The organism is Aminobacter sp. MSH1 (assembly GCF_003071665.1).
In the GTDB taxonomy this organism is placed as follows: domain Bacteria; phylum Pseudomonadota; class Alphaproteobacteria; order Rhizobiales; family Rhizobiaceae; genus Aminobacter; species Aminobacter niigataensis.
In genome coordinates, this window is the sequence record NZ_CP026265.1 from 1631621 (window position 1) to 1649976 (window position 18356).

At 64.0% G+C, this 18356-nt stretch carries 13 protein-coding genes, 1 pseudogene and 1 riboswitch; of the genes and pseudogenes, 8 read left to right on the forward strand and 6 right to left on the reverse strand.

Translation table 11 applies throughout. The features are described 5' to 3' along the window. Positions 1–3: 3 nt before the first annotated feature. Genes thiS through thiC form a run of 3 tightly spaced genes read right to left on the reverse strand, consistent with a single transcriptional unit; the run spans position 4 to position 2998 of the window. Positions 4–201, reverse strand: a complete 198-nt coding sequence (gene thiS / locus CO731_RS08135; RefSeq protein WP_108606748.1) for a sulfur carrier protein ThiS — start codon at positions 199–201, stop codon at positions 4–6. Beyond that, complete coding sequence (gene thiO / locus CO731_RS08140) at positions 198–1175, reverse strand: glycine oxidase ThiO (protein WP_108606749.1); 978 nt, start codon at positions 1173–1175, stop codon at positions 198–200. The genes thiS and thiO overlap by 4 nt, the downstream gene beginning before the upstream one ends. Continuing rightward, on the reverse strand, positions 1172–2998 hold the full coding sequence (gene thiC, locus CO731_RS08145; protein WP_108606750.1) for a phosphomethylpyrimidine synthase ThiC: 1827 nt from the start codon (positions 2996–2998) through the stop codon (positions 1172–1174). Before thiC ends, thiO begins: the two co-directional genes overlap by 4 nt. A gap of 109 nt (positions 2999–3107) precedes the next feature. Then, positions 3108–3224: riboswitch (TPP riboswitch) on the reverse strand. A gap of 196 nt (positions 3225–3420) precedes the next feature. On the opposite strand from thiC, the gene CO731_RS08150 reads away from it, so the two are divergent. The 5 genes from CO731_RS08150 to CO731_RS08170 all read left to right on the forward strand — a co-directional run bounded on the left by CO731_RS08150 (position 3421) and on the right by CO731_RS08170 (position 9427). Continuing rightward, a complete protein-coding gene (locus CO731_RS08150; protein ID WP_108606751.1) occupies positions 3421–4656 on the forward strand; it encodes a 3-methyl-2-oxobutanoate dehydrogenase (2-methylpropanoyl-transferring) subunit alpha in 1236 nt (411 codons plus the stop codon). Positions 4657–4659: 3 nt separating this feature from the next. After that, the gene (locus tag CO731_RS08155; RefSeq protein ID WP_108606752.1) at positions 4660–5673 is read left to right on the forward strand and encodes an alpha-ketoacid dehydrogenase subunit beta; all 1014 of its coding nucleotides are present in this window, start codon (positions 4660–4662) and stop codon (positions 5671–5673) included. 2 nt (positions 5674–5675) lie between these two features. After that, entirely contained in the window at positions 5676–6989 is a 1314-nt protein-coding gene (locus tag CO731_RS08160) for a dihydrolipoamide acetyltransferase family protein (RefSeq protein WP_108606753.1), read from the forward strand. A gap of 4 nt (positions 6990–6993) precedes the next feature. After that, on the forward strand, positions 6994–8391 hold the full coding sequence (gene lpdA / locus CO731_RS08165) for a dihydrolipoyl dehydrogenase (RefSeq protein ID WP_108606754.1): 1398 nt from the start codon (positions 6994–6996) through the stop codon (positions 8389–8391). Positions 8392–8677: 286 nt separating this feature from the next. Next, positions 8678–9427, forward strand: coding sequence for a F0F1 ATP synthase subunit A (locus tag CO731_RS08170; RefSeq protein WP_108606755.1), 750 nt, complete (start codon positions 8678–8680; stop codon positions 9425–9427). 94 nt (positions 9428–9521) lie between these two features. Here CO731_RS08170 and CO731_RS08175 read toward each other — a convergent pair whose 3' ends face one another. From CO731_RS08175 to CO731_RS08190, 3 genes are all read right to left on the reverse strand, one after another. Then, complete coding sequence (locus CO731_RS08175) at positions 9522–10292, reverse strand: glycosyltransferase family 25 protein (RefSeq protein ID WP_108606756.1); 771 nt, start codon at positions 10290–10292, stop codon at positions 9522–9524. A 692-nt stretch (positions 10293–10984) separates the two neighbouring features. Then, positions 10985–12319: a solute carrier family 23 protein gene (locus CO731_RS08185; RefSeq protein WP_108606758.1), complete on the reverse strand. Its 1335-nt coding sequence runs from the start codon at positions 12317–12319 to the stop codon at positions 10985–10987. 55 nt (positions 12320–12374) lie between these two features. Beyond that, positions 12375–13727, reverse strand: a complete 1353-nt coding sequence (locus CO731_RS08190; RefSeq protein ID WP_108606759.1) for an 8-oxoguanine deaminase — start codon at positions 13725–13727, stop codon at positions 12375–12377. A gap of 908 nt (positions 13728–14635) precedes the next feature. Here CO731_RS08190 and CO731_RS08195 point away from each other — a divergent pair. The 3 genes and pseudogenes from CO731_RS08195 to CO731_RS08210 all read left to right on the forward strand — a co-directional run bounded on the left by CO731_RS08195 (position 14636) and on the right by CO731_RS08210 (position 18303). Further along, positions 14636–15631 (forward strand): ABC transporter ATP-binding protein, encoded by a 996-nt coding sequence (locus CO731_RS08195; protein ID WP_108606760.1) that lies wholly within the window; start codon positions 14636–14638, stop codon positions 15629–15631. After that, positions 15628–16613 (forward strand): annotated as a pseudogene (locus CO731_RS08205) (ATP-binding cassette domain-containing protein). The gene CO731_RS08195 and the pseudogene CO731_RS08205 overlap by 4 nt, the downstream one beginning before the upstream one ends. Before the next feature lie 94 nt (positions 16614–16707). Then, positions 16708–18303 (forward strand): ABC transporter substrate-binding protein, encoded by a 1596-nt coding sequence (locus CO731_RS08210; RefSeq protein WP_159091596.1) that lies wholly within the window; start codon positions 16708–16710, stop codon positions 18301–18303. Positions 18304–18356 lie beyond the last annotated feature (53 nt).

Sequence of the window (18356 nt, forward strand, 5' to 3'; positions counted from 1 at the left end):
GGTTCACCCTCCCTTCATCGGTGCGAGGATTTCGATGCGGTCGCCATCCGCCAGCGCGCAGCCGTCGCGTTCCTTCGCGGGTATCACCTCGCCATTGAGGGCCGTGGCGAGCCAGCCGCCTTCGTAGTCGAGCTCGGCGAGGAGTGCTGCGAGCGTGGCGGCCGCGACCTCGTGATTTTCGCCGTTAACGGTGAGCTTCATGGACGAGCTCCTTCTTCGTCCTCGTGACCCAGGATCATGTCGGCAGCCTGCCGCGCCATTGCAGGTGCGAGCAGGAAGCCGTGGCGATAGAGGCCGTTGATGCAGATGTTTTTCCCGTCGCGCTCAACGCGCGGCAGGTTGTCGGCAACGGCCGGCCGCACGCCGACGCCGGTTTCGACCAGTTCGGCCTCGCCGAAGGCCGGATGCAGGGCATAGGCGGCGTTGAGCAGTTCCATCACCGAGCGCGCGGTGATCGGCCCCGCTGCATCGCACTCGATCATGGTGGCGCCGACCATGAACAGGTTGCCGGAGCGCGGCACGACGTAGACGGGGATGCGCGGATGCAGCAGCCGCACCGGCCGCGCCAGCGAGACCTCCGATGTCCTGAGAATCAGCATCTCGCCACGCACACCGCGCAAAGTGGGTTGCGCGGCGGCTATGCCAGTGCAGTCGGCCTCGAAATCCGCCACGTACGGTTTCGATGCGGTGCCATAGCCAAACTCGAAGCGCACGCCCATCTGCACGAGCTTCTCTTGTAGCCCGGGCAGCGCCTTGCGCGGGTCGAGATGCGCTTCCCCGGCAAAGAACAGCGCGCGCCCGAAGCGGCTCTCGAGGTCTGGCTCGAGCGCTGCTATCGCCTCGGTGTCCAGTGAGCGAAACCCCGATGTGCGGCGGCCGAAGCGGTCGAGTTCGGCCGCGTCCCGTGCCGGCGCGACCACCAGCGTGCCGTTGCGCATGACGTGGCCGGGCAGGGCTGCCGACCACCAGTCGGCAGCGTCCCGCCCGAGCGAAAGCACCGGCTCCTCGGCACTCTCGCGCTCGCACCAGGGCGCCAGCATGCCGCCGGCCTGCCATGAGGCATTGCCGGCGATCTGCCTGCGTTTCTCGATCACGGTGACGTCAGCGCCGCGTGTCGCCAGCTCAAACGCGAGCGTTAATCCGGCGACGCCCGCACCGTGGATCAGCACCTTCATGGCTGGTCTGCCGTCTCCGCGGGTTCGGCGCTTTCCACGGCCATGTAGAGGTCGCCGCCGTCGCGGTACTTCGCCGCCATCGCCGCCAGCCCTTCCTTCTGTGCCTCGGCGCGGATGTCGTGGGAGATCCGCATCGAGCAGAATTTCGGGCCGCACATGGAACAGAAATGCGCCACCTTGTGCGCCTCCTTGGGCAGGGTCTGGTCGTGGTAGGAGCGTGCCGTTTCCGGATCGAGCGAGAGGTTGAACTGGTCCTCCCAGCGGAACTCGAAGCGTGCCCGCGACAGCGCGTCGTCCCTGACCTTGGCCGCCGGATGGCCTTTGGCGAGGTCGGCGGCGTGGGCCGCGATCTTGTAGGTGATGACGCCCACCTTGACGTCGTCGCGGTCGGGCAGGCCGAGATGCTCCTTGGGCGTGACGTAGCAAAGCATCGCCGTGCCGAACCAGCCGATCATCGCCGCACCGATTCCGCTCGTGATGTGGTCGTAGCCCGGCGCAATGTCGGTGGTCAAAGGTCCAAGCGTGTAGAAGGGCGCCTCGCCGCAGACCTCGAGCTGCTTGTCCATGTTCTCCTTGATCTTGTGCATCGGCACGTGGCCGGGGCCCTCGATCATCACCTGGCAATCCTTGGCCCAGGCGATCTTGGTGAGTTCGCCCAGCGTTTCCAGCTCGGCGAACTGGGCAGCGTCGTTGGCGTCGGCGATCGAGCCGGGGCGCAGGCCGTCACCCAACGAAAAGACAACATCATAGGTGCGGCAGATGTCGCAGATTTCCTCGAAATGCTCGTAGAGGAAGCTTTCTTTGTGGTGGTGCAGGCACCACTTGGCCATGATCGAGCCGCCGCGCGAGACGATGCCGGTGACGCGGTCGACAGTCAGGTGGATGTAGGACAGGCGCACTCCGGCGTGGATGGTGAAGTAGTCGACGCCCTGCTCGGCCTGCTCGATGAGCGTATCGCGGAACACCTCCCAGGTCAGGTCCTCGGCGATGCCGCCGACCTTTTCGAGCGCCTGGTAGAGCGGCACCGTGCCGATCGGCACCGGTGAATTGCGGATGATCCAGTCGCGGATGTTGTGGATGTTGCGGCCGGTGGACAGGTCCATCACCGTATCGGCACCCCAGCGGGTCGCCCACACCATCTTCTCGACTTCCTCGGCCATCGACGAGGTGACGGCCGAATTGCCGATATTGGCGTTGATCTTTACCAGGAAATTGCGGCCGATGATCATCGGCTCGCTCTCGGGGTGGTTGATGTTGGAGGGGATGATGGCGCGGCCGCGCGCGACCTCGTCGCGGACGAATTCCGGCGTGACGAAATCGGGGACCGCAGCGCCGAAGCTTTCGCCATCGCGGTCGAGTTTTGCCTTGAGCTGCTCGCGGCCGAGGTTTTCGCGGATGGCGACGAATTCCATCTCGGGCGTGACGATGCCGGCGCGGGCATAAGCGAGCTGGGTCACGGCGCGGCCGCTTGTGGCGCGCAGCGGCGCGTTGCGCACGGGGAACTCGGGCGTCAGCCGTTCGGCGGAGACGAAGCCATTGTCTTCGGCCTTGACCGTGCGGCCGTCGTAGCGCTCGACGTCGCCGCGGGCGACGATCCAGTCTTCGCGCAGCCGCGGCAGGCCGCGCTCGATGTCGGTCTTCACCGACGTGTCGGTGTAGGGGCCGGACGAATCGTAGACGGTGACCGGCGGCTCGCCGGCGCTCGGGTGGACCGAGATTTCGCGCATCGGCACGCGGATGCCGGGGTGTAGCGTCCCGGGTTTGTGGACTTTCTTCGAGGCGGGCAGTTCGCCTGTCGTGACTGTCGGGGTGTGGGCATTCATGAGTGAGTCTCCGGTGCAATGGAGACCCAGTTCGTGCGATGAGGAGGAGGTGAGGTTTTGCCTGGGGACTTCGGGCGGGAACCCGAATGCCAAAGCCGGATTGCCCGGCCCGCAGCGCCTCGCACCGTCCCTACGCCAGTGTGAACTGGATCAGGTTCAACGGGTCACTGCGCTGCGCGAGCCAGCAGTATCTCAGCCCCTTGTCGGGACCCCCCTGGTGAGGCCGGCAACATGGGCGACGAATGCCGGTGCTGTCAACGGCCTTTCGCAGAGGCCGAGAGAATGCCAAAGTCCTGGTGTCGGACCCCATTGCGGTTACCGATACGATCGGATAATAGGTCAGTGTTACTGACATAAATTGTCTGGTGCTTGCGGTGTCCGGGGAGGACGTTCGGCCCGCTGGCAAGACAGGAGGAGCATCCGTGACGGACAATCCCTCGCCGCTCAAGTTCCACGTGCCCGAGCCCGAAGTGCGGCCGGGCGGCACGCCCGATTTTTCCAACGTGCCGATTCCCAAGGCGGGTTCGGTCGACAGGCCGCCGGTCGACGTCGATCCCAGGACGATCCGCGATCTCGCTTATTCGATCATCCGCGTGCTCAATCGCGAGGGCGATGCTGTCGGGCCATGGGCAGGCACGCTGACCGACGAGGAACAGCTCGACGGCCTGCGCCACATGATGACACTGCGCACCTTCGATGCGCGCATGCAGATGGCGCAGCGCCAGGGCAAGACCTCGTTCTACATGCAGCATATGGGCGAGGAGGCGGTGAGCTGCGCCTTCCGCAAGGCGCTCAATCCCGGTGACATGAATTTTCCGACCTATCGTCAGGCCGGCCTGCTGATCGCAGGCGGCTATCCGATGGTCGACATGATGAACCAGATCTATTCCAACGAGAAGGATCCGCTGAAGGGCCGGCAGTTGCCGATCATGTATTCGGCCAAGGAGCACGGCTTCTTCTCGATCTCCGGTAATTTGACGACCCAGTACATCCAGGCGGTCGGCTGGGCGATGGCGTCGGCGATCAAGGGCGACACCAAGATCGCGGTCGGCTGGGTCGGCGACGGCGCCACGGCGGAAAGCGATTTCCATGCCGCGCTCGTCTTCGCCTCGACCTACAAGGCGCCCGTGATCCTCAATATCGTCAACAACCAGTGGGCGATCTCGACCTTCCAGGGTATCGCCCGTGGCGGCTCGGGCACGTTTGCGGCGCGCGGCCTCGGCTTCGGCATTGCTGCTCTGCGGGTCGACGGCAACGACTATCTCGCCGTCCACGCCGTGGCGAAATGGGCGGCGGAACGCGCCCGCAGCAATCTCGGGCCGACGCTCGTCGAATACGTCACCTACCGCGTCGGGGCGCACTCGACATCAGACGATCCCTCCGCCTATCGGCCCAAGACCGAGTCGGATGCCTGGCCGCTGGGCGACCCGGTGATCCGGCTCAAGAACCATCTGATCAGGCGCGGCCTGTGGTCCGACGAGCGCCACAAGCAGACCGAGGCCGAAATCCTCGAAACCGTCATATCGGCGCAGAAGGAAGCCGAGAGCCACGGCACCCTGCATGCCGGCGGCAAGCCGTCGACGCGCGACATGTTCGAGGGCGTCTATGCCGAGATGCCGCCGCATCTCCGTCGCCAGCGCCAGAAGGCGGGAGTGTAGCCGATGCCACGCATGACCATGATCGAGGCCATCCGCAGCGCCATGGATGTCGCCATGGGCCGCGACGACAACGTCGTCGTTTTCGGCGAGGATGTCGGCTACTTCGGCGGCGTCTTTCGCTGCACCCAAGGGCTGCAGCAGAAATATGGCCGCTCGCGTTGCTTCGACGCGCCGATCAGCGAGCTCGGCATCGTCGGTGCCGCCGTCGGCATGGCGGCCTATGGGCTCAAGCCATGCATCGAAATCCAGTTTGCCGACTACGTCTATCCAGCATATGACCAGATCGTTTCGGAAGCGGCACGGTTGCGTTACCGCTCGAATGGCGAATTCACCTGCCCGATCGTCGTCCGCATGCCCACCGGTGGCGGCATCTTCGGCGGCCAGACGCACAGCCAGAGTCCCGAGGCGCTTTTCACCCACGTGTCCGGCCTCAAGGTGGTCGTTCCGTCCAACCCGCTCGACGCCAAGGGTCTGTTGATCGCCTCGATCGAGGACCCGGATCCGGTGATCTTTCTGGAGCCGAAACGATTGTACAACGGCCCCTTCGACGGCCATCACGACCGGCCGGTTACGGCCTGGTCGAAGCACGAGCTGGGCGAGGTGCCCGATGGTCATTACACCGTGCCGCTCGGCAAGGCGGAGATCCGGCGCCCGGGCTCCGACGTCACGGTGCTCGCCTACGGCACCATGGTCTATGTCGCGCAGGCGGCGGCCGAAGAGACCGGCATCGACGCCGAGGTCATCGACCTCCGGACTCTTTTGCCGCTCGATCTCGACACCATCGTCGCCTCAGTCAAGAAGACCCGCCGCTGCGTGGTGGTACATGAAGCGACGCTGACCTCCGGCTTCGGCGCCGAGCTCGTGTCGCTGGTGCAGGAAAACTGCTTCTACCATCTGGAAGCACCGGTCGCCCGCGTCACCGGCTGGGACACGCCCTATCCGCATGCACAGGAATGGGACTACTTCCCCGGCCCCAAGCGGGTCGGCGAAGCCCTGATTGAAACGATGGGGGCCTGAACATGGGCGAACATGTCATCAAGCTTCCCGACGTAGGCGAGGGTGTGGCCGAGGCCGAGCTCGTCGAATGGCACGTCAAGATCGGCGATCTCGTGCGCGAGGACGCGGTGCTCGCCGCCGTCATGACCGACAAGGCAACCGTCGAGATCCCGTCGCCGGTCGATGGCGAAATCCTCTGGCTCGGTGCCGAGATCGGCGACACTGTCCCGGTCGGTTCGCCGATCGTGCGCATCAAGGTTGCCGGCGACGCACCGGCCGAAGCTGAGCCAGCCGTCGCGCCGGCTAAGGCGAAAAGCTACGTCGAACCGGCTGCAGCAGAACCTCCGAAACCAACTCCTGCGCCGGCTAAGAAGGTCGAATCCGAACCAGTTGTGAAAGCTCCGACACCGTCCGGAGCGCTGAAGCCCGTGCCGCGCGCCTCGAACTTCGGCCTGCCGCGTCCCGAAGGCGAACGTCCGCTCGCCTCTCCGGCCGTCCGGTTGCGTGCCAAGGAAGCCGGCATCGACCTGCGCCAGGTCCCGGGCACCGGGCCGGCCGGGCGCGTGACCCATGACGATCTCGACGGCTTTGCCGCGCGAGGCTCTGCTGTTCCCGCTGCCGGGCTGCAGGCGAAGACCGAGGTCGAGGAGATCAAGGTCATCGGCCTGCGCCGGCGCATCGCCGAGAAGATGGCGCTGGCCAAGTCGCGCATCCCGCACATCACCTATGTCGAGGAGGTCGACGTCACGGCGCTCGAGGAACTGCGCGCCAAGCTCAACGCCTCGAAGAAGCCGGACAGGCCGAAGCTGACACTGTTGCCGTTCCTGATGCGCGCGCTGGTCAAGGCGGTGGCGGAGCAGCCACAACTGAACGCGATCTACGACGACGATGCCGGCATCATCCACCGCCATGCTGGCGTCCATATCGGCATGGCGGCCCAGACTCCGGGCGGGCTGATGGTGCCTGTCGTCAGGCACGCCGAGGCGCGCGACCTGTGGGACTGCGCCACCGAGGTCAACCGCCTCGCCGACGCCGCCAAGGCGGGCACGGCGACGCGCGAGGAGCTGACCGGCTCGACAATCACCATCACCTCGCTGGGTGCCATGGGCGGCGTCGCCACCACGCCGGTCATCAACTACCCCGAAGTGGCGATCGTCGGCGTCAACAAGATCATGATGCGGCCGATGTGGGACGGCACCCAGTTCGTGCCGCGCAAGATGATGAACCTGTCGTCCAGCTTCGACCATCGCGTCATCGACGGCTGGGATGCTGCGGTCTTCGTCCAGCGCCTCAAGGCGTTGCTCGAGGCGCCGGCAATGATCTTCGTGGAGGGCTAAGGCTGTGAAGGAAATCTCCTGCAAGCTTCTCGTCATCGGCGCCGGCCCCGGCGGCTATATCTGCGCCATCCGGGCCGGCCAGCTCGGCATCGACACTGTCATCGTCGAAGCGGCCAAGCCCGGCGGCACCTGCCTCAATGTCGGCTGCATTCCGTCCAAGGCGATGATCCACGCGGCCGACGAATATCTCAAGGTCAGCGAGATGGCCGGGGGCACCAGCCCGCTGGGGATCAGCCTGACGGCACCGGTGCTCGATCTCGCCAAGACCGTTGCCTGGAAGGACCGCATCGTTGGTCGCCTGACCACCGGCGTTGCCGGCTTGCTCAAGAAGGCCAAGGTCAAGTCGGTGCAGGGCTGGGCGCGCTTTCGCGACGGCAAGACCGTTGAGGTCGACACCGAGACCGGCCTGCAGGTGATCCGCGCCGAGACCATCGTGATTGCCACGGGTTCGGTCCCGGTCGAGCTGCCGTTCCTGCCTTTTGGCGGGAAGGTGATCTCGTCGACCGAAGCGCTGGCGCTCAAGCAGGTGCCGCAGGCTCTGGCCGTTGTCGGAGGCGGCTACATCGGGCTCGAGCTCGGCACCGCCTTTGCCAAGCTCGGATCCAAGGTCACCGTGGTCGAAGCCTTGCCGCGCATCCTGCCGCAATACGATGCCGAGCTGACCCGGCCCGTGGCCAAGCGGCTCGACACGCTCGGCGTCAAGGTGCTCACGGGCGCCAAGGCCAAGGGACTGTCCTCCAAAGGCGACGCGCTGCTGGTCGAGGCCGCCGATGGCAGCGAGCAGAAGATTGCTGCCGACAAGGTGCTCGTCACCGTCGGCCGCAAGCCTCTCGTCGAAGGTTGGGGCCTCGAAGAGATCGACCTCGACCGCGATGGCCGCTTCATCCGTATCGACGAACAGTGCCGCACCTCGATGCGCGGCATCTATGCCATTGGCGATGTCACCGGCGAGCCGATGCTGGCGCACCGCGCCATGGCCCAGGGTGAAATGGTTGCCGAGATCGTCGCCGGCCACAAGCGCAGCTGGGACAAGCGCGCTATTCCCGCCGTCTGCTTCACCGACCCGGAGGTCGTCACCGCTGGCCTGTCGCCCGACGAAGCCAAGAACCTCGGCATCGAGATCAAGTCGTCGCAGTTCCCGTTCTCGGCCAATGGCCGAGCCATGACCTTGCAGGGGGAAGACGGCTTTGTCCGCATCGTTGCCCGCGCCGACAACCATCTGGTGCTCGGTATCCAGGCGGTCGGCACGGGTGTTTCGGAGCTTTCGTCGGCCTTCAGCCTGGCAATCGAGATGGGTGCGCGGCTGGAGGATATCGCCGGCACGATCCACGCCCATCCGACCCAGGGCGAAGCCTTTCTCGAGGCCGCGCTGCGCACGCTTGGCCACGCGCTCCACATCTGACGTGGAGCGCGTGCCCCGCGTCACCTTGTGGCTTGTCTGCGCCCGCCGGTTAGGCTAACAAGCCCACGCACTGGACGACCAGTGTCTTGCACATTCGGGGACGGCCCCATCCAAAAGATGGCGCCGATCAATTGTCACCCCGACCCAATCTCATCCTGAAAAATCGCGAAAACGCTGCGGGCCGGCGCTTGGCCACCCGTGGGCGCACTCGGCTGCGTCTGGATCCCGGGCTTGCTTCGGCGGCGTGCGCTTTTTCATCACCAATTGAACAGACCGGAGAGGCGCTGTGGCGGGACCGATAGAACAGTTTGAAATCAAGCCGATTTTCACCCTCTTCGAGCTTGCGGGGCAGGAAATCGCCTTCACCAATTCGGCCGCCTACATGGTGGGCGTGGCTGTTTTCGGCGGGCTGTTCCTGCTGCTGTCGACAAGCGCCCGGGCCCTTGTGCCGTCGCGGCTGCAGTCGATCACCGAGCTTATCTACGAGTTCGTGTCGAAGACGCTGCGTGAAAATGCGGGCGAGGGTGGCATGAAGTTCTTTCCGCTGGTGTTTTCGCTGTTCGTCTTCATCCTGATCGCCAATCTTGCCGGCATGTTCCCCTATGCCTTCACGGTCACCAGCCACATCATCGTGACCTTCTCCTTCGCCATGATCGTGTTCGCCACCGTCACGCTCTACGGCATCTGGAAAAACGGCCTCGGCTTCTTCCGGCTGTTCCTGCCGTCCGGCGTGCCGCTGGCGCTTTCGCCGATCATCGTGCCGATCGAGATCGTGTCCTACATCTCGCGGCCGATCAGCCATTCGGTGCGTCTGTTCGCCGTCATGCTCGCCGGCCACATCACGCTCAAGGTCTTTGCCGGCTTCGTCGTCAGTCTCGGCAGCATGGGAACCCTCGGCATTTTCGTTGCGATCCTGCCGCTGGCGATGACGGTCGCGCTGACCGCACTGGAACTGCTGATGGCGGTGATCCAGGCCTACATCTTCACCATGCTGACCTGCATGTACTTGAACGACGCCCTGCATCCCGGGCACTGAACGCAGCGGCAAAATCCAAAACACAAGGCCCGCCCGTTGTGGCGGGCCTTTTCGTTTCGGGCCCGGTTGCCAGAAGCGCGCTTCCGCGTGAGCCTCAGCCGAATGGAATGCGCCGTATCGTAACGTCGTCGAGCTTCATGGCTCGTCGAACGAAAGCCCAGGCTTGACGGAAGGGGCGGCCGAACTCATGCCACAGTTTCCTAATGCTGCGCTTCGTCTTGCGACGCGGCTCCGAGAAGCGAGATATGTCGATCGTGCTGTTGAATTCGCCGACGGCTTCGGCTTCGACGGTGCTCCGCTGTCTGACAGGCGCAGGGATCATCTGGTAGACCTTCATGTCGTCGATAACGGGCTGCCCGAACACGAACATGTCCAGCGGGGTGGCAAAGTGCTCGGAGACCTCGATGAGCCGAGCGGCGGCGGCCCGCGAGACGACGTAGCAGGCGCCACCTTCGTGCAGCGAGTGTAGCCTGCGGAGCGACCTGGTCGGCCCCAGGGCAATGCAGTCGTTGCCGACTGCCGCCTTGGTTCCTGTCGTCTCGAGTTTGACGATGTCCGCACCCGCCGGGATCCAGCTTTCGCCGGCAAGGAAGTGGCTTGCGGCAGGGGACAGCCAAGCGTCGTCTTCGACGACCGCCGCGAACTCTTCGCCCGAGTGGAGGAATGCCTGCCAGGCTGACCGATGGCTCAGGAAACAGGCTGCTATGGCTGCCGGCATCCTGTGCCTGGCCAGAACATCGTCGCCGAGCGCGAGGCCGTCGATCGCCGGGATGCGGATGTAGGACAGGCTCAGGCGCTCGAATTGTTCTGCCATGAATGCCAGGCGCCCGGGCGAGCGGTCGAGATTGATCAGGTAGCACTTCATGGCAGCTCCGCCTCACTCCTGGCGCGGAACTTCTAGCAGAGTTGTCGGGGCAAACGAACTCTCTCGCAGACGCAACAAGGCATCCACGGGATCGGTGTCGGGCGCCCCGCTTCCAAAGGTGCGTTCATGCCTGATCGATCGGCCCGGTGTCCTCGCAGTCGATCTGCCGGCTCTGGTTAACCATCGATTAACCAAGCTCTTGCCTGTGGAGCTAAATTAGTGCTCACTAATCTTGCTGAGGGGTTCAAGTGGTGGCGGGAGAGTGGAAAATGACGTTCCGCGAGGTTCGGGAGCAGTTGAGAATTGTCGGAGTCCTGATCAGCAAGAGGGGCAGCAGCATTCGGGTCAACCATTTCGGTGGGATGCCCGAGACTGCATGTTTCACTTCAAGCCTGGACGAGGCGCTAACGGCCGGCCTGTCCATGGCGAGGCCAAAACACCTGCCGAAAAACTGGTGCGCGCATCGCTAGTCGTCATGGCTGCATGCATCGAGGAAGCTCCCGTCCGGTAGCGGGGCGCCGAGGACGTCACCAAGTCCACGGCATTGGCATGTCGTTGTTGCTCCTCATCGCGGGAGCCTAGGGTGCTCTGCCAGAATCATGATAATCTGGAGGGGTTGAACCTCCCATCCCTGGCCCCGCCGGCTTCGGCTGGCGGGGCTTTTTCGTGACGACCGTTTTGCGTCGATGGGGTCAGCGACCTCGCAACAGTTCGGGTACCCGCACCAGCAGGATTTCCGCGGCGAATACCGTCACTGCACCCACGACGATCGAATGGGTGAGCATTTCGGCGAGCACTTGTGGCAGACCGCCGGACAAGGCTCCCGCCAGTGCCGGGATACCCAGACCCGCCATGAGACCGAGGGGCGCGACCAGGTTCTTGACTGCCGAGCCGCGATCCTGGCTGGCCATCTGGATACCGGTCATGACAACCGTGGCGGCTGCCGGCAAAAACAGGCCGCCGACGACCGCTGCCGGTGTTGCGACCAGCACCGCCGCGACCTTGGGCAGGAAGGCAAGCGCGATGAAGATGAAACCGGCGACGCGTACGACATGCCGGCTGGCGACGCCCGTCAGCCTGATCACGCCCAGGTTCTGGGCGTAGGCAGTGGTGCCGAAGCCGCCGATCAGGGCGGCAAGCATCGACCCGCCCGCCTCGCCGGCGATACCGGCATTGACGCGCCTGTCGGTGAGTTCGACACCGGTCAGCCGCGCGGTGGCCTCATACATGCCCATGGCCTCGACGACCGCCACCACGAAGACGATGCACATGGTGATGGTGATCGCAGGGTCGAAGGTGAGGGAGCCATAGGGCAGGAGCTTGGGGAAGGCGATCCAGGGTGCCTGGCCGACGCCCGAGAAGTCGAGCTGGCCGAGGCCGAGGGCCAGAGCGTCGCCCACGATCAGGGCGATCAGGAAGCCGAACATCCGAAAGGTGCCGCCAAGCGCTGAGCTGACCAGAACGACTGCGGTTGTCACGCAGGCGAGAAAGATGCTCTGGCCGGTGGCAAAATTCGACGTGCCAATGCCGCCGAAGAACTCCATGAAGGTGAAGCCGGCAAGAGCTATGCCGACCAGGGTGATGATGGTGCCCGACACAGCCGGGGAAAGCAGCCGCCGCAGCCGGGCGAACTGACCCAGCACCGACAGGATGAACACGAACGCCGCCCCGATGATCAGCCCGAGACTGGCGGCCGAGATGGTGCCGGCCTTGTAGTAGCCGATCGCCAGCGGAGAAAACGCCGAGGACGGCCCCTGCACCACCGGCAGCCGCACCAGCTTGGTGCTCTGGACGACCGTGACGATACCGGCAGCAAGGAAAGTCGCCGTCACAAGATTGGTCGCCAGGGCGGCGGAAAAGCCCGCCACCGAGGCTATGAAGATCGGATCGAGCCAGGCATTCGACACCAGCGCCTGCTGCAACCCCAATGCGATCCGGCGCTGGGCGGGGATGATCTCCTCGACATCCCCGACCACGCCTTGGTCTACGTCATGCTCGCCCGCATGGGCATGAACATATTCAGCCATGATACCTCCTCCCAGAAGTATGTGCCGCCTGCGCGGCGTTGAGTGATGTTGTTGGCTAGGCTTCGAGGCACTGCATGCGGCGCGAATGCCGGGCATGCTCGGCAAGCACGTTGCCGAGCTCGGCCATCACCGGGCGGCCGTCCTCGACCAGGATCTTGCCGTTGACGACGGTGGTGCCGGCGACGGCCGGGCCACAGCGCAGCCAGGCTTCGACCGGGTCGCTGTGGGCGCCGGCGAGAGCCACCTCCGACATGCTCCAGAGGACGAAATCGGCGCAGGCGCCGGGCCTGAGGTGGCCGATCTCGTCTTCCCAGCCAAGGCAGGCCGCGCCGCCGCGGGTTGCGATATCAAGCGCGTCGCGCGCCGACATCGAATGAGGCCCGTTGCGGTAGCGCCCGAGCAGCAGTGCGGTGCGCGCCTCCAGCCACATCGAGGCATGGTCGGTTGATGCGGAGCCGTCGCAACCGAGCCCGACTCGCATGCCGCGAGAGCGCAGGCCCATGGCATCGGCCGAACCGCCGCCAATCAGCATGTTGGAGCACGGACACTGCGTGGCGCAGACGCCGGCATGCGCAAGCCGGCCAATCTCCGCATTAGTGGGGTAGATGAAATGCGCGACCCAGGAGCGCTTGCTGGCCCAGCCGACACGCTCGAAATACTCGGTCGGCGTGCAGCCATAGACCTCGGCGCAATACTTGTCCTCCTCCGGGTCCTCGGCGAGGTGGGTGTGCAGCCTGAGATCGTACTTGTCGGCGAGGCGCGCCGATTCCGACATGATGCGCTCGGTGACGGAAAACAGGGAGCAAGGCGCGAGCGCCACGCGCGTCATCGCTCCCGGCTTGGCGTCGTGATACGCCTCGACCAGACGGATGCTGTCGTCGAGGATGTCGTCCTCGCGCTGGACCACCGAGGCCGGCGGCAGCCCGCCATTCTCGACCGAACGTGTCATCGATCCGCGCGTCGCATAGAAGCGGAAACCGATGTCGGTGCTGGCGCGGATCTGGGCGTCGATGAGCTTGGGCTTGGGATGGACATACATGTGGTCCATTGAGGTGGTGCAGCCGCCCATCAGCAGTTCGGTCATCGCGACATAGGTCGAGGCATAGACGGATTCCTCCGTCAGGCCCGCCCACATCGGATAGAGGCCAGTCAGCCATTCGAACAGGGTGCCATTGGTCACCGGCGCGTAGGAACGCGTCAGGTTCTGGTACATGTGGTGGTGGGCATTGATCAGGCCGGGCGTGACCAATCGGCCATGCGCGGAGATGGTCTTCGCAGCGGCCGGTTCGTCGCCGGCCTTGCCCACTGAATGGATTCTCTTGTCTTTGACGGCGATCCAGCCGCCGGCGATTTCCCAACCGCGATCGACATACACGTATGCGTCACGGACGAGCAGGTCTACGGACATGCAACTTCTCCAGGTCGGTTCTCATTCGACTCGACGAAGCTGCCTTTCAGCCTCGTCGCGCTATGAGCCCTGTCCCTGGAATTGCGAGTTCCGGATCGTCATCGACTGGTAGGTTGAGCGGGCTTGCTCTGATCATGCTGTCTGGAAGCCGACTGACGCTGCAGTCGCCGTCCTCGCCTGAGCGAAAGCTCGCGCGTTCGCATCATCAGGCATTGGCGATGCAATCGCAGATTTGCCCTTGTGTCAAATTATTTTCATTTGAGGATGCTGCGCGGCAGAGCGGGCCGCGCCGCAACGATGGTTCGGCTAGGGGCTTTGCGCTTGGAGATCAAACGAACGGCCCGCCCGGATGCTCGATCCAAGCGGGCCATTGGCATTGCGTAGGTGGCGGGGGCGGGTGGCCGACGCAACGCTTGCACGCTGCATTTAAGGCGTCACGTCGGCGTTACCCCACCTGCCCATCATGCATCTTACTCCGCGGCGGCTGGCAGGCAATTAGCTCAATGGATGGATGGCAGGGGCTAGGCCTATTGCATCAGAACGACATCGGTTCGTTGGCGCTGCGTTCAGCATGAGCTTGGCTCGCGAAACCTGCGAAACAGCAGGTCGCTCATGATCACAAAAAGTATACGATATAATATTGATATTGTGCATAATATGGCCTGAGAAAACCTCTCTGGGGTGATCATAAAGCTGCTCCAACGTCAGGATCGGTTTGGCTCGCCAAGCGAAGCCGGAAGCATAACTCCAAGTTTGGAAATCACATTGTTCGGAAAGGCGGAAGCCACTCAGGAAGCTTCACAGGCGTCTGGTGTCATGTCATTGATGCATACGATATTGACATTAAATTGTATACATGAAACGAATTGGCAATTGCGCTTTCCAACTCGATCTCGGGAGGAAACTGAGTGCTGCAGGACGCCGATGTCGTTCTTTCGGTCCGTAATCTGAGGACCGCTTTTGTCACCCCTGCCGGCGTTGCCCGGGCGGTTGACGACGTAAGCTTCTCGCTCAGCCAGAACGAAATTCTCGCCATCATCGGCGAGTCCGGTTCCGGCAAGACGGTGACCGCGCTGTCGCTGATGAAGCTGGTGCCGACGCCACCGGGCAAATATCTCGGCGGTGAGATCGAGATCGATGGAAAGAACATCCTGGCTCTCAGCGAGCGCGAACTCGAAGACGTGCGCGGCAAGACCATCGGCATGATCTTCCAGAACCCGCGCGCCTCGCTCGATCCGTCGTTCACGGCCGAGTTCCAGCTCGTCGAGACCTTGCTGCGGCACAATCCAGAGCTCGATCGCAAGGCCGCACGGGCCGCTGCCCGCGCAGCACTGATCGAGGTTGGGTTCGCCGATCCCGACCGGGTGCTGGCGAGCTATCCGCATCAGCTCAGCGGCGGCATGTGCCAGCGCGTCGGTCTGGCAATGGCGCTCGCCTGCCAACCCAAATTGCTGATCGCCGACGAGCCGACGACCGCGCTCGACGTCGGAGTGCAGGCGAAGATCCTGCTGCTGCTCAAGAACCGCAGCCGCGACACCGGCCTGCCGATCGTCTTCATCACCCACGACATCGGCGTTGTCCGCGCCATCGCGACGCGTGTGCTGGTGATGTATGGCGGCCACGTGCAGGAGGAAGGTGCGGTCGAAGACCTGCTCGCCACGCCGCATCATCCCTATACCCAGGCGCTGATCCGCTCGATTCCGGACCCGGACGAGGACCACGGCAGCATGAGCTACATTCGCGGCGAGCCGCCAAACCTCCTGGCGCCGCCGAAGGGCTGCCGGTTCGCCCCGCGCTGCGAGCACGCCATCGGCCGCTGCCGCGAGGAGGTTCCGGCGTGGCACAATCCCGAGCCGGGACGTTACGTGCGCTGCCACCTGTTCGACCTGGAGGCACGGCAATGAGCGCCCAGAACCTGATCGAAGTTCGCGACCTCAACAAGGCCTTCACGGTCAGGCGCGGCGCCTTCTTCCGCCGCACGACCGCAAGTACCAAGGCCGTCAACAATGTCAGCCTCGATATCAGGAAGGGCGAGATCCTTGGCTGCGTCGGCGGATCAGGCTCGGGCAAATCGACGCTCGGCCGCATGATCCTGCGGCTGATCGAGCCCGACAGCGGCGAGGTGTGCGTTATGACGGGCAGAACCTCGGCGCGCTTTCCCAGGAAGAGATGCGGGGCTTCCGCCGCCGCATGCAGATCGTTTTCCAGGATCCGTTGCAGTCGCTCAATCCGCGTCGGACCGTCGCCGAGAACGTCGAGCGGCCGCTGCTCAACTTCGGTACTCCGAAGGCCGTCGCCCGCCGGCGCGTCGAGGAACTGCTCGAGCTTGTCGGCCTCGATCCGACGCAGTCCTATCGTTATCCGCACGAATACAGCGGCGGCCAATGCCAGCGCATCGCCATCGCCCGCGCCCTGGCGCTGGAGCCGGAATTCCTGTTCCTCGACGAGCCCGTCTCGGCGCTCGACGTCTCGATCCAGGCGCAGATCCTGAACCTGCTGGGAGACCTTCAGAAGAAGCTCGATCTCACATTCCTGTTCGTTTCCCACGACCTGAAGATCGTGAAGCAGTTCTGCGACCGTACGATCGTCATGTATCGCGGCAATATCCTTGAGACGGGGTCGAGCGAAGCCGTCTACCGCGAGCCGAAGCATCCCTTCACCCGCGATTTCCTGGGAACCGTCCTGCACGTGCGCGGTGACATGCGCTGGGAGCAGGCGGCCGAACGCGCCGAAGACCTCGAGGGTACGGCCAAGCTTGGGGGCGCGTGCTGCCCCTATGTCGGCAATTGCGCGGACTGCTTCGATGCGTGCCGCGGATCCGCACCTCCGCTGATCGAAATAGAAAACCAGCGGAACGTCGCCTGCTTCCTCTACGACCACCGCTGAGGGGCGGTGGCGCGGAGGAAGAAACATCTGTCCAACTGGGAGGAAAAGCATGATGTTTCGGAAGTCCAACGCCTCAAGACAAATAGCGCGCCGAATGCGCGATCGCCTGGCCGGCACCGCTCTTGTGTTGCTCGCCGCCAGCTTCGGCAGCACCGCGGTCGTCGACCTGGCCCACGCCGAGGGCAACACCATCGTGTTCGCGGTCGAGTCCGATTTCAGCCGCCTCGACCCGCACGCCTCGCGCACCTGGAACACCTTCAAGGTGGTGCGTCACATCTTCGAAACCTTCGTCGAGGAGGACCTCACCAAGGGTGGCTCAGAGACACCGGCGATCGTGCCTGCGCTCGCCGAAAGCTGGGATGTTTCGGAAGACGGCAAGTCCTACACCTTCCACCTCCGCAAGGGCGTGCAGTTCCATGACGGCACGCCGTGGAATGCGGAAGCTGCGAAATTCAACATGGACCGGATGACGGACAAGAATTTCGAGTTCCATCAGCCCGTCTCGCCCGGCCTGATGGGCTGGATGTGGCAGGACCTGGCCGGCTACGAAGTGGTCGACGAAAACACCTTCAAGATCAATCTCAAGCAGCCCAATGCCGAGTTCCTGCGCCGCATGGCGGCCGGTGGCTCCGGTGCGCCGCGCATGATCAGCCCGACGGCGGTCAAGACCTACGGCAACGACAATGTCGAGCAGCATCCCGTAGGCACCGGGCCGTTCAAGTTCGTCGAGCGTGTCGTTGGCGAGAAGCTGGTCATCGCCCGCAACGACGCCTACTGGAACGAGGCGCGCAAGCCGAAGGCGGACCAGATCGTGCTGCGCGGCATCCCGGAAGTCGCCACCCGTGAACTCGCGCTGGTCGGCGGCGAGGTCGACGTCATCGGCACGCCATCTCCCGACTCGCTCGAATTCCTCAAGCAGCAGGGCATGCAGATCATCTCGGGCGACAGCCCGATGCTCTATGTCATGTGGATCAATACCAAGGATACGCATTTCAAGGATGCGAAGGTGCGCAAGGCGATGTGCATGGCCATCAACCGCGAGGACATGGCCAAGTATCAGCGCAAGGGCCTGGCACGGCCGTCCTATGGCGTCCTCAATTTCGGCGGCCCCGGTTACGACCCGGGCTACAAGGATTGCGAATACGATCCCGAGGGCGCCAAGAAGCTGCTTGCCGAGGCCGGCTATCCCGACGGCTTCACCACCCGCATGGACTGGACCTTCGGTGCCGGCGCCGACGTCAACACCAAGGGCGATGCGGAGTGGCTGCAGCGCGACTTCGAGAAGGTCGGCATCAAGGCGTCGATCGAGATGTTCGACAACAACACCTTCTGGGAAATGATGTCGAAGGGCATGCGCGACGGCACCGGGCTCACCTCGGCATCGTGGGGCGAGAGCACGTTTGCCTGGCTCGACCAGGTCCTTGCCGTCGGTGCGCTGCCGCCGAACTGCTGCAACTCCGGCTACTACAGCAACCCCAAGATCGACGAGTTGCTGTCTGCTGCCCGCGGTGCTGCGTCCAGCGAGGCGATGGACAAGAAGCTGCACGAGATCCGCGATATCATCGCCGGCGACATGGCCTTCACCTCGTACTACACCGCCATGTCGACTTATGCCGCGCGGCCCGAAGTCAAAGGCTTCGTGCTGGCGCCGCAGCACTGGTTCGACCTGACCGGCATCACCAAGCAATAGACGTCACACATGTCCGGCCGGCCCGTTTTGCGGGCCGGTCGGCGGTGCAGTTG

Coding starts and splice junctions, on each gene's coding strand:
- thiS (WP_108606748.1), bottom strand. CDS start 201: ATGAAGCTCACCGTTAACGGCGAAAATCACGAGGTCGCGGCCGCCACG.
- thiO (WP_108606749.1), bottom strand. CDS start 1,175: ATGAAGGTGCTGATCCACGGTGCGGGCGTCGCCGGATTAACGCTCGCG.
- thiC (WP_108606750.1), bottom strand. CDS start 2,998: ATGAATGCCCACACCCCGACAGTCACGACAGGCGAACTGCCCGCCTCG.
- CO731_RS08155 (WP_108606752.1), top strand. CDS start 4,660: ATGCCACGCATGACCATGATCGAGGCCATCCGCAGCGCCATGGATGTC.
- CO731_RS08160 (WP_108606753.1), top strand. CDS start 5,676: ATGGGCGAACATGTCATCAAGCTTCCCGACGTAGGCGAGGGTGTGGCC.
- CO731_RS08175 (WP_108606756.1), bottom strand. CDS start 10,292: ATGAAGTGCTACCTGATCAATCTCGACCGCTCGCCCGGGCGCCTGGCA.
- CO731_RS08185 (WP_108606758.1), bottom strand. CDS start 12,319: ATGGCTGAATATGTTCATGCCCATGCGGGCGAGCATGACGTAGACCAA.
- CO731_RS08190 (WP_108606759.1), bottom strand. CDS start 13,727: ATGTCCGTAGACCTGCTCGTCCGTGACGCATACGTGTATGTCGATCGC.
- CO731_RS08210 (WP_159091596.1), top strand. CDS start 16,708: ATGCGCGATCGCCTGGCCGGCACCGCTCTTGTGTTGCTCGCCGCCAGC.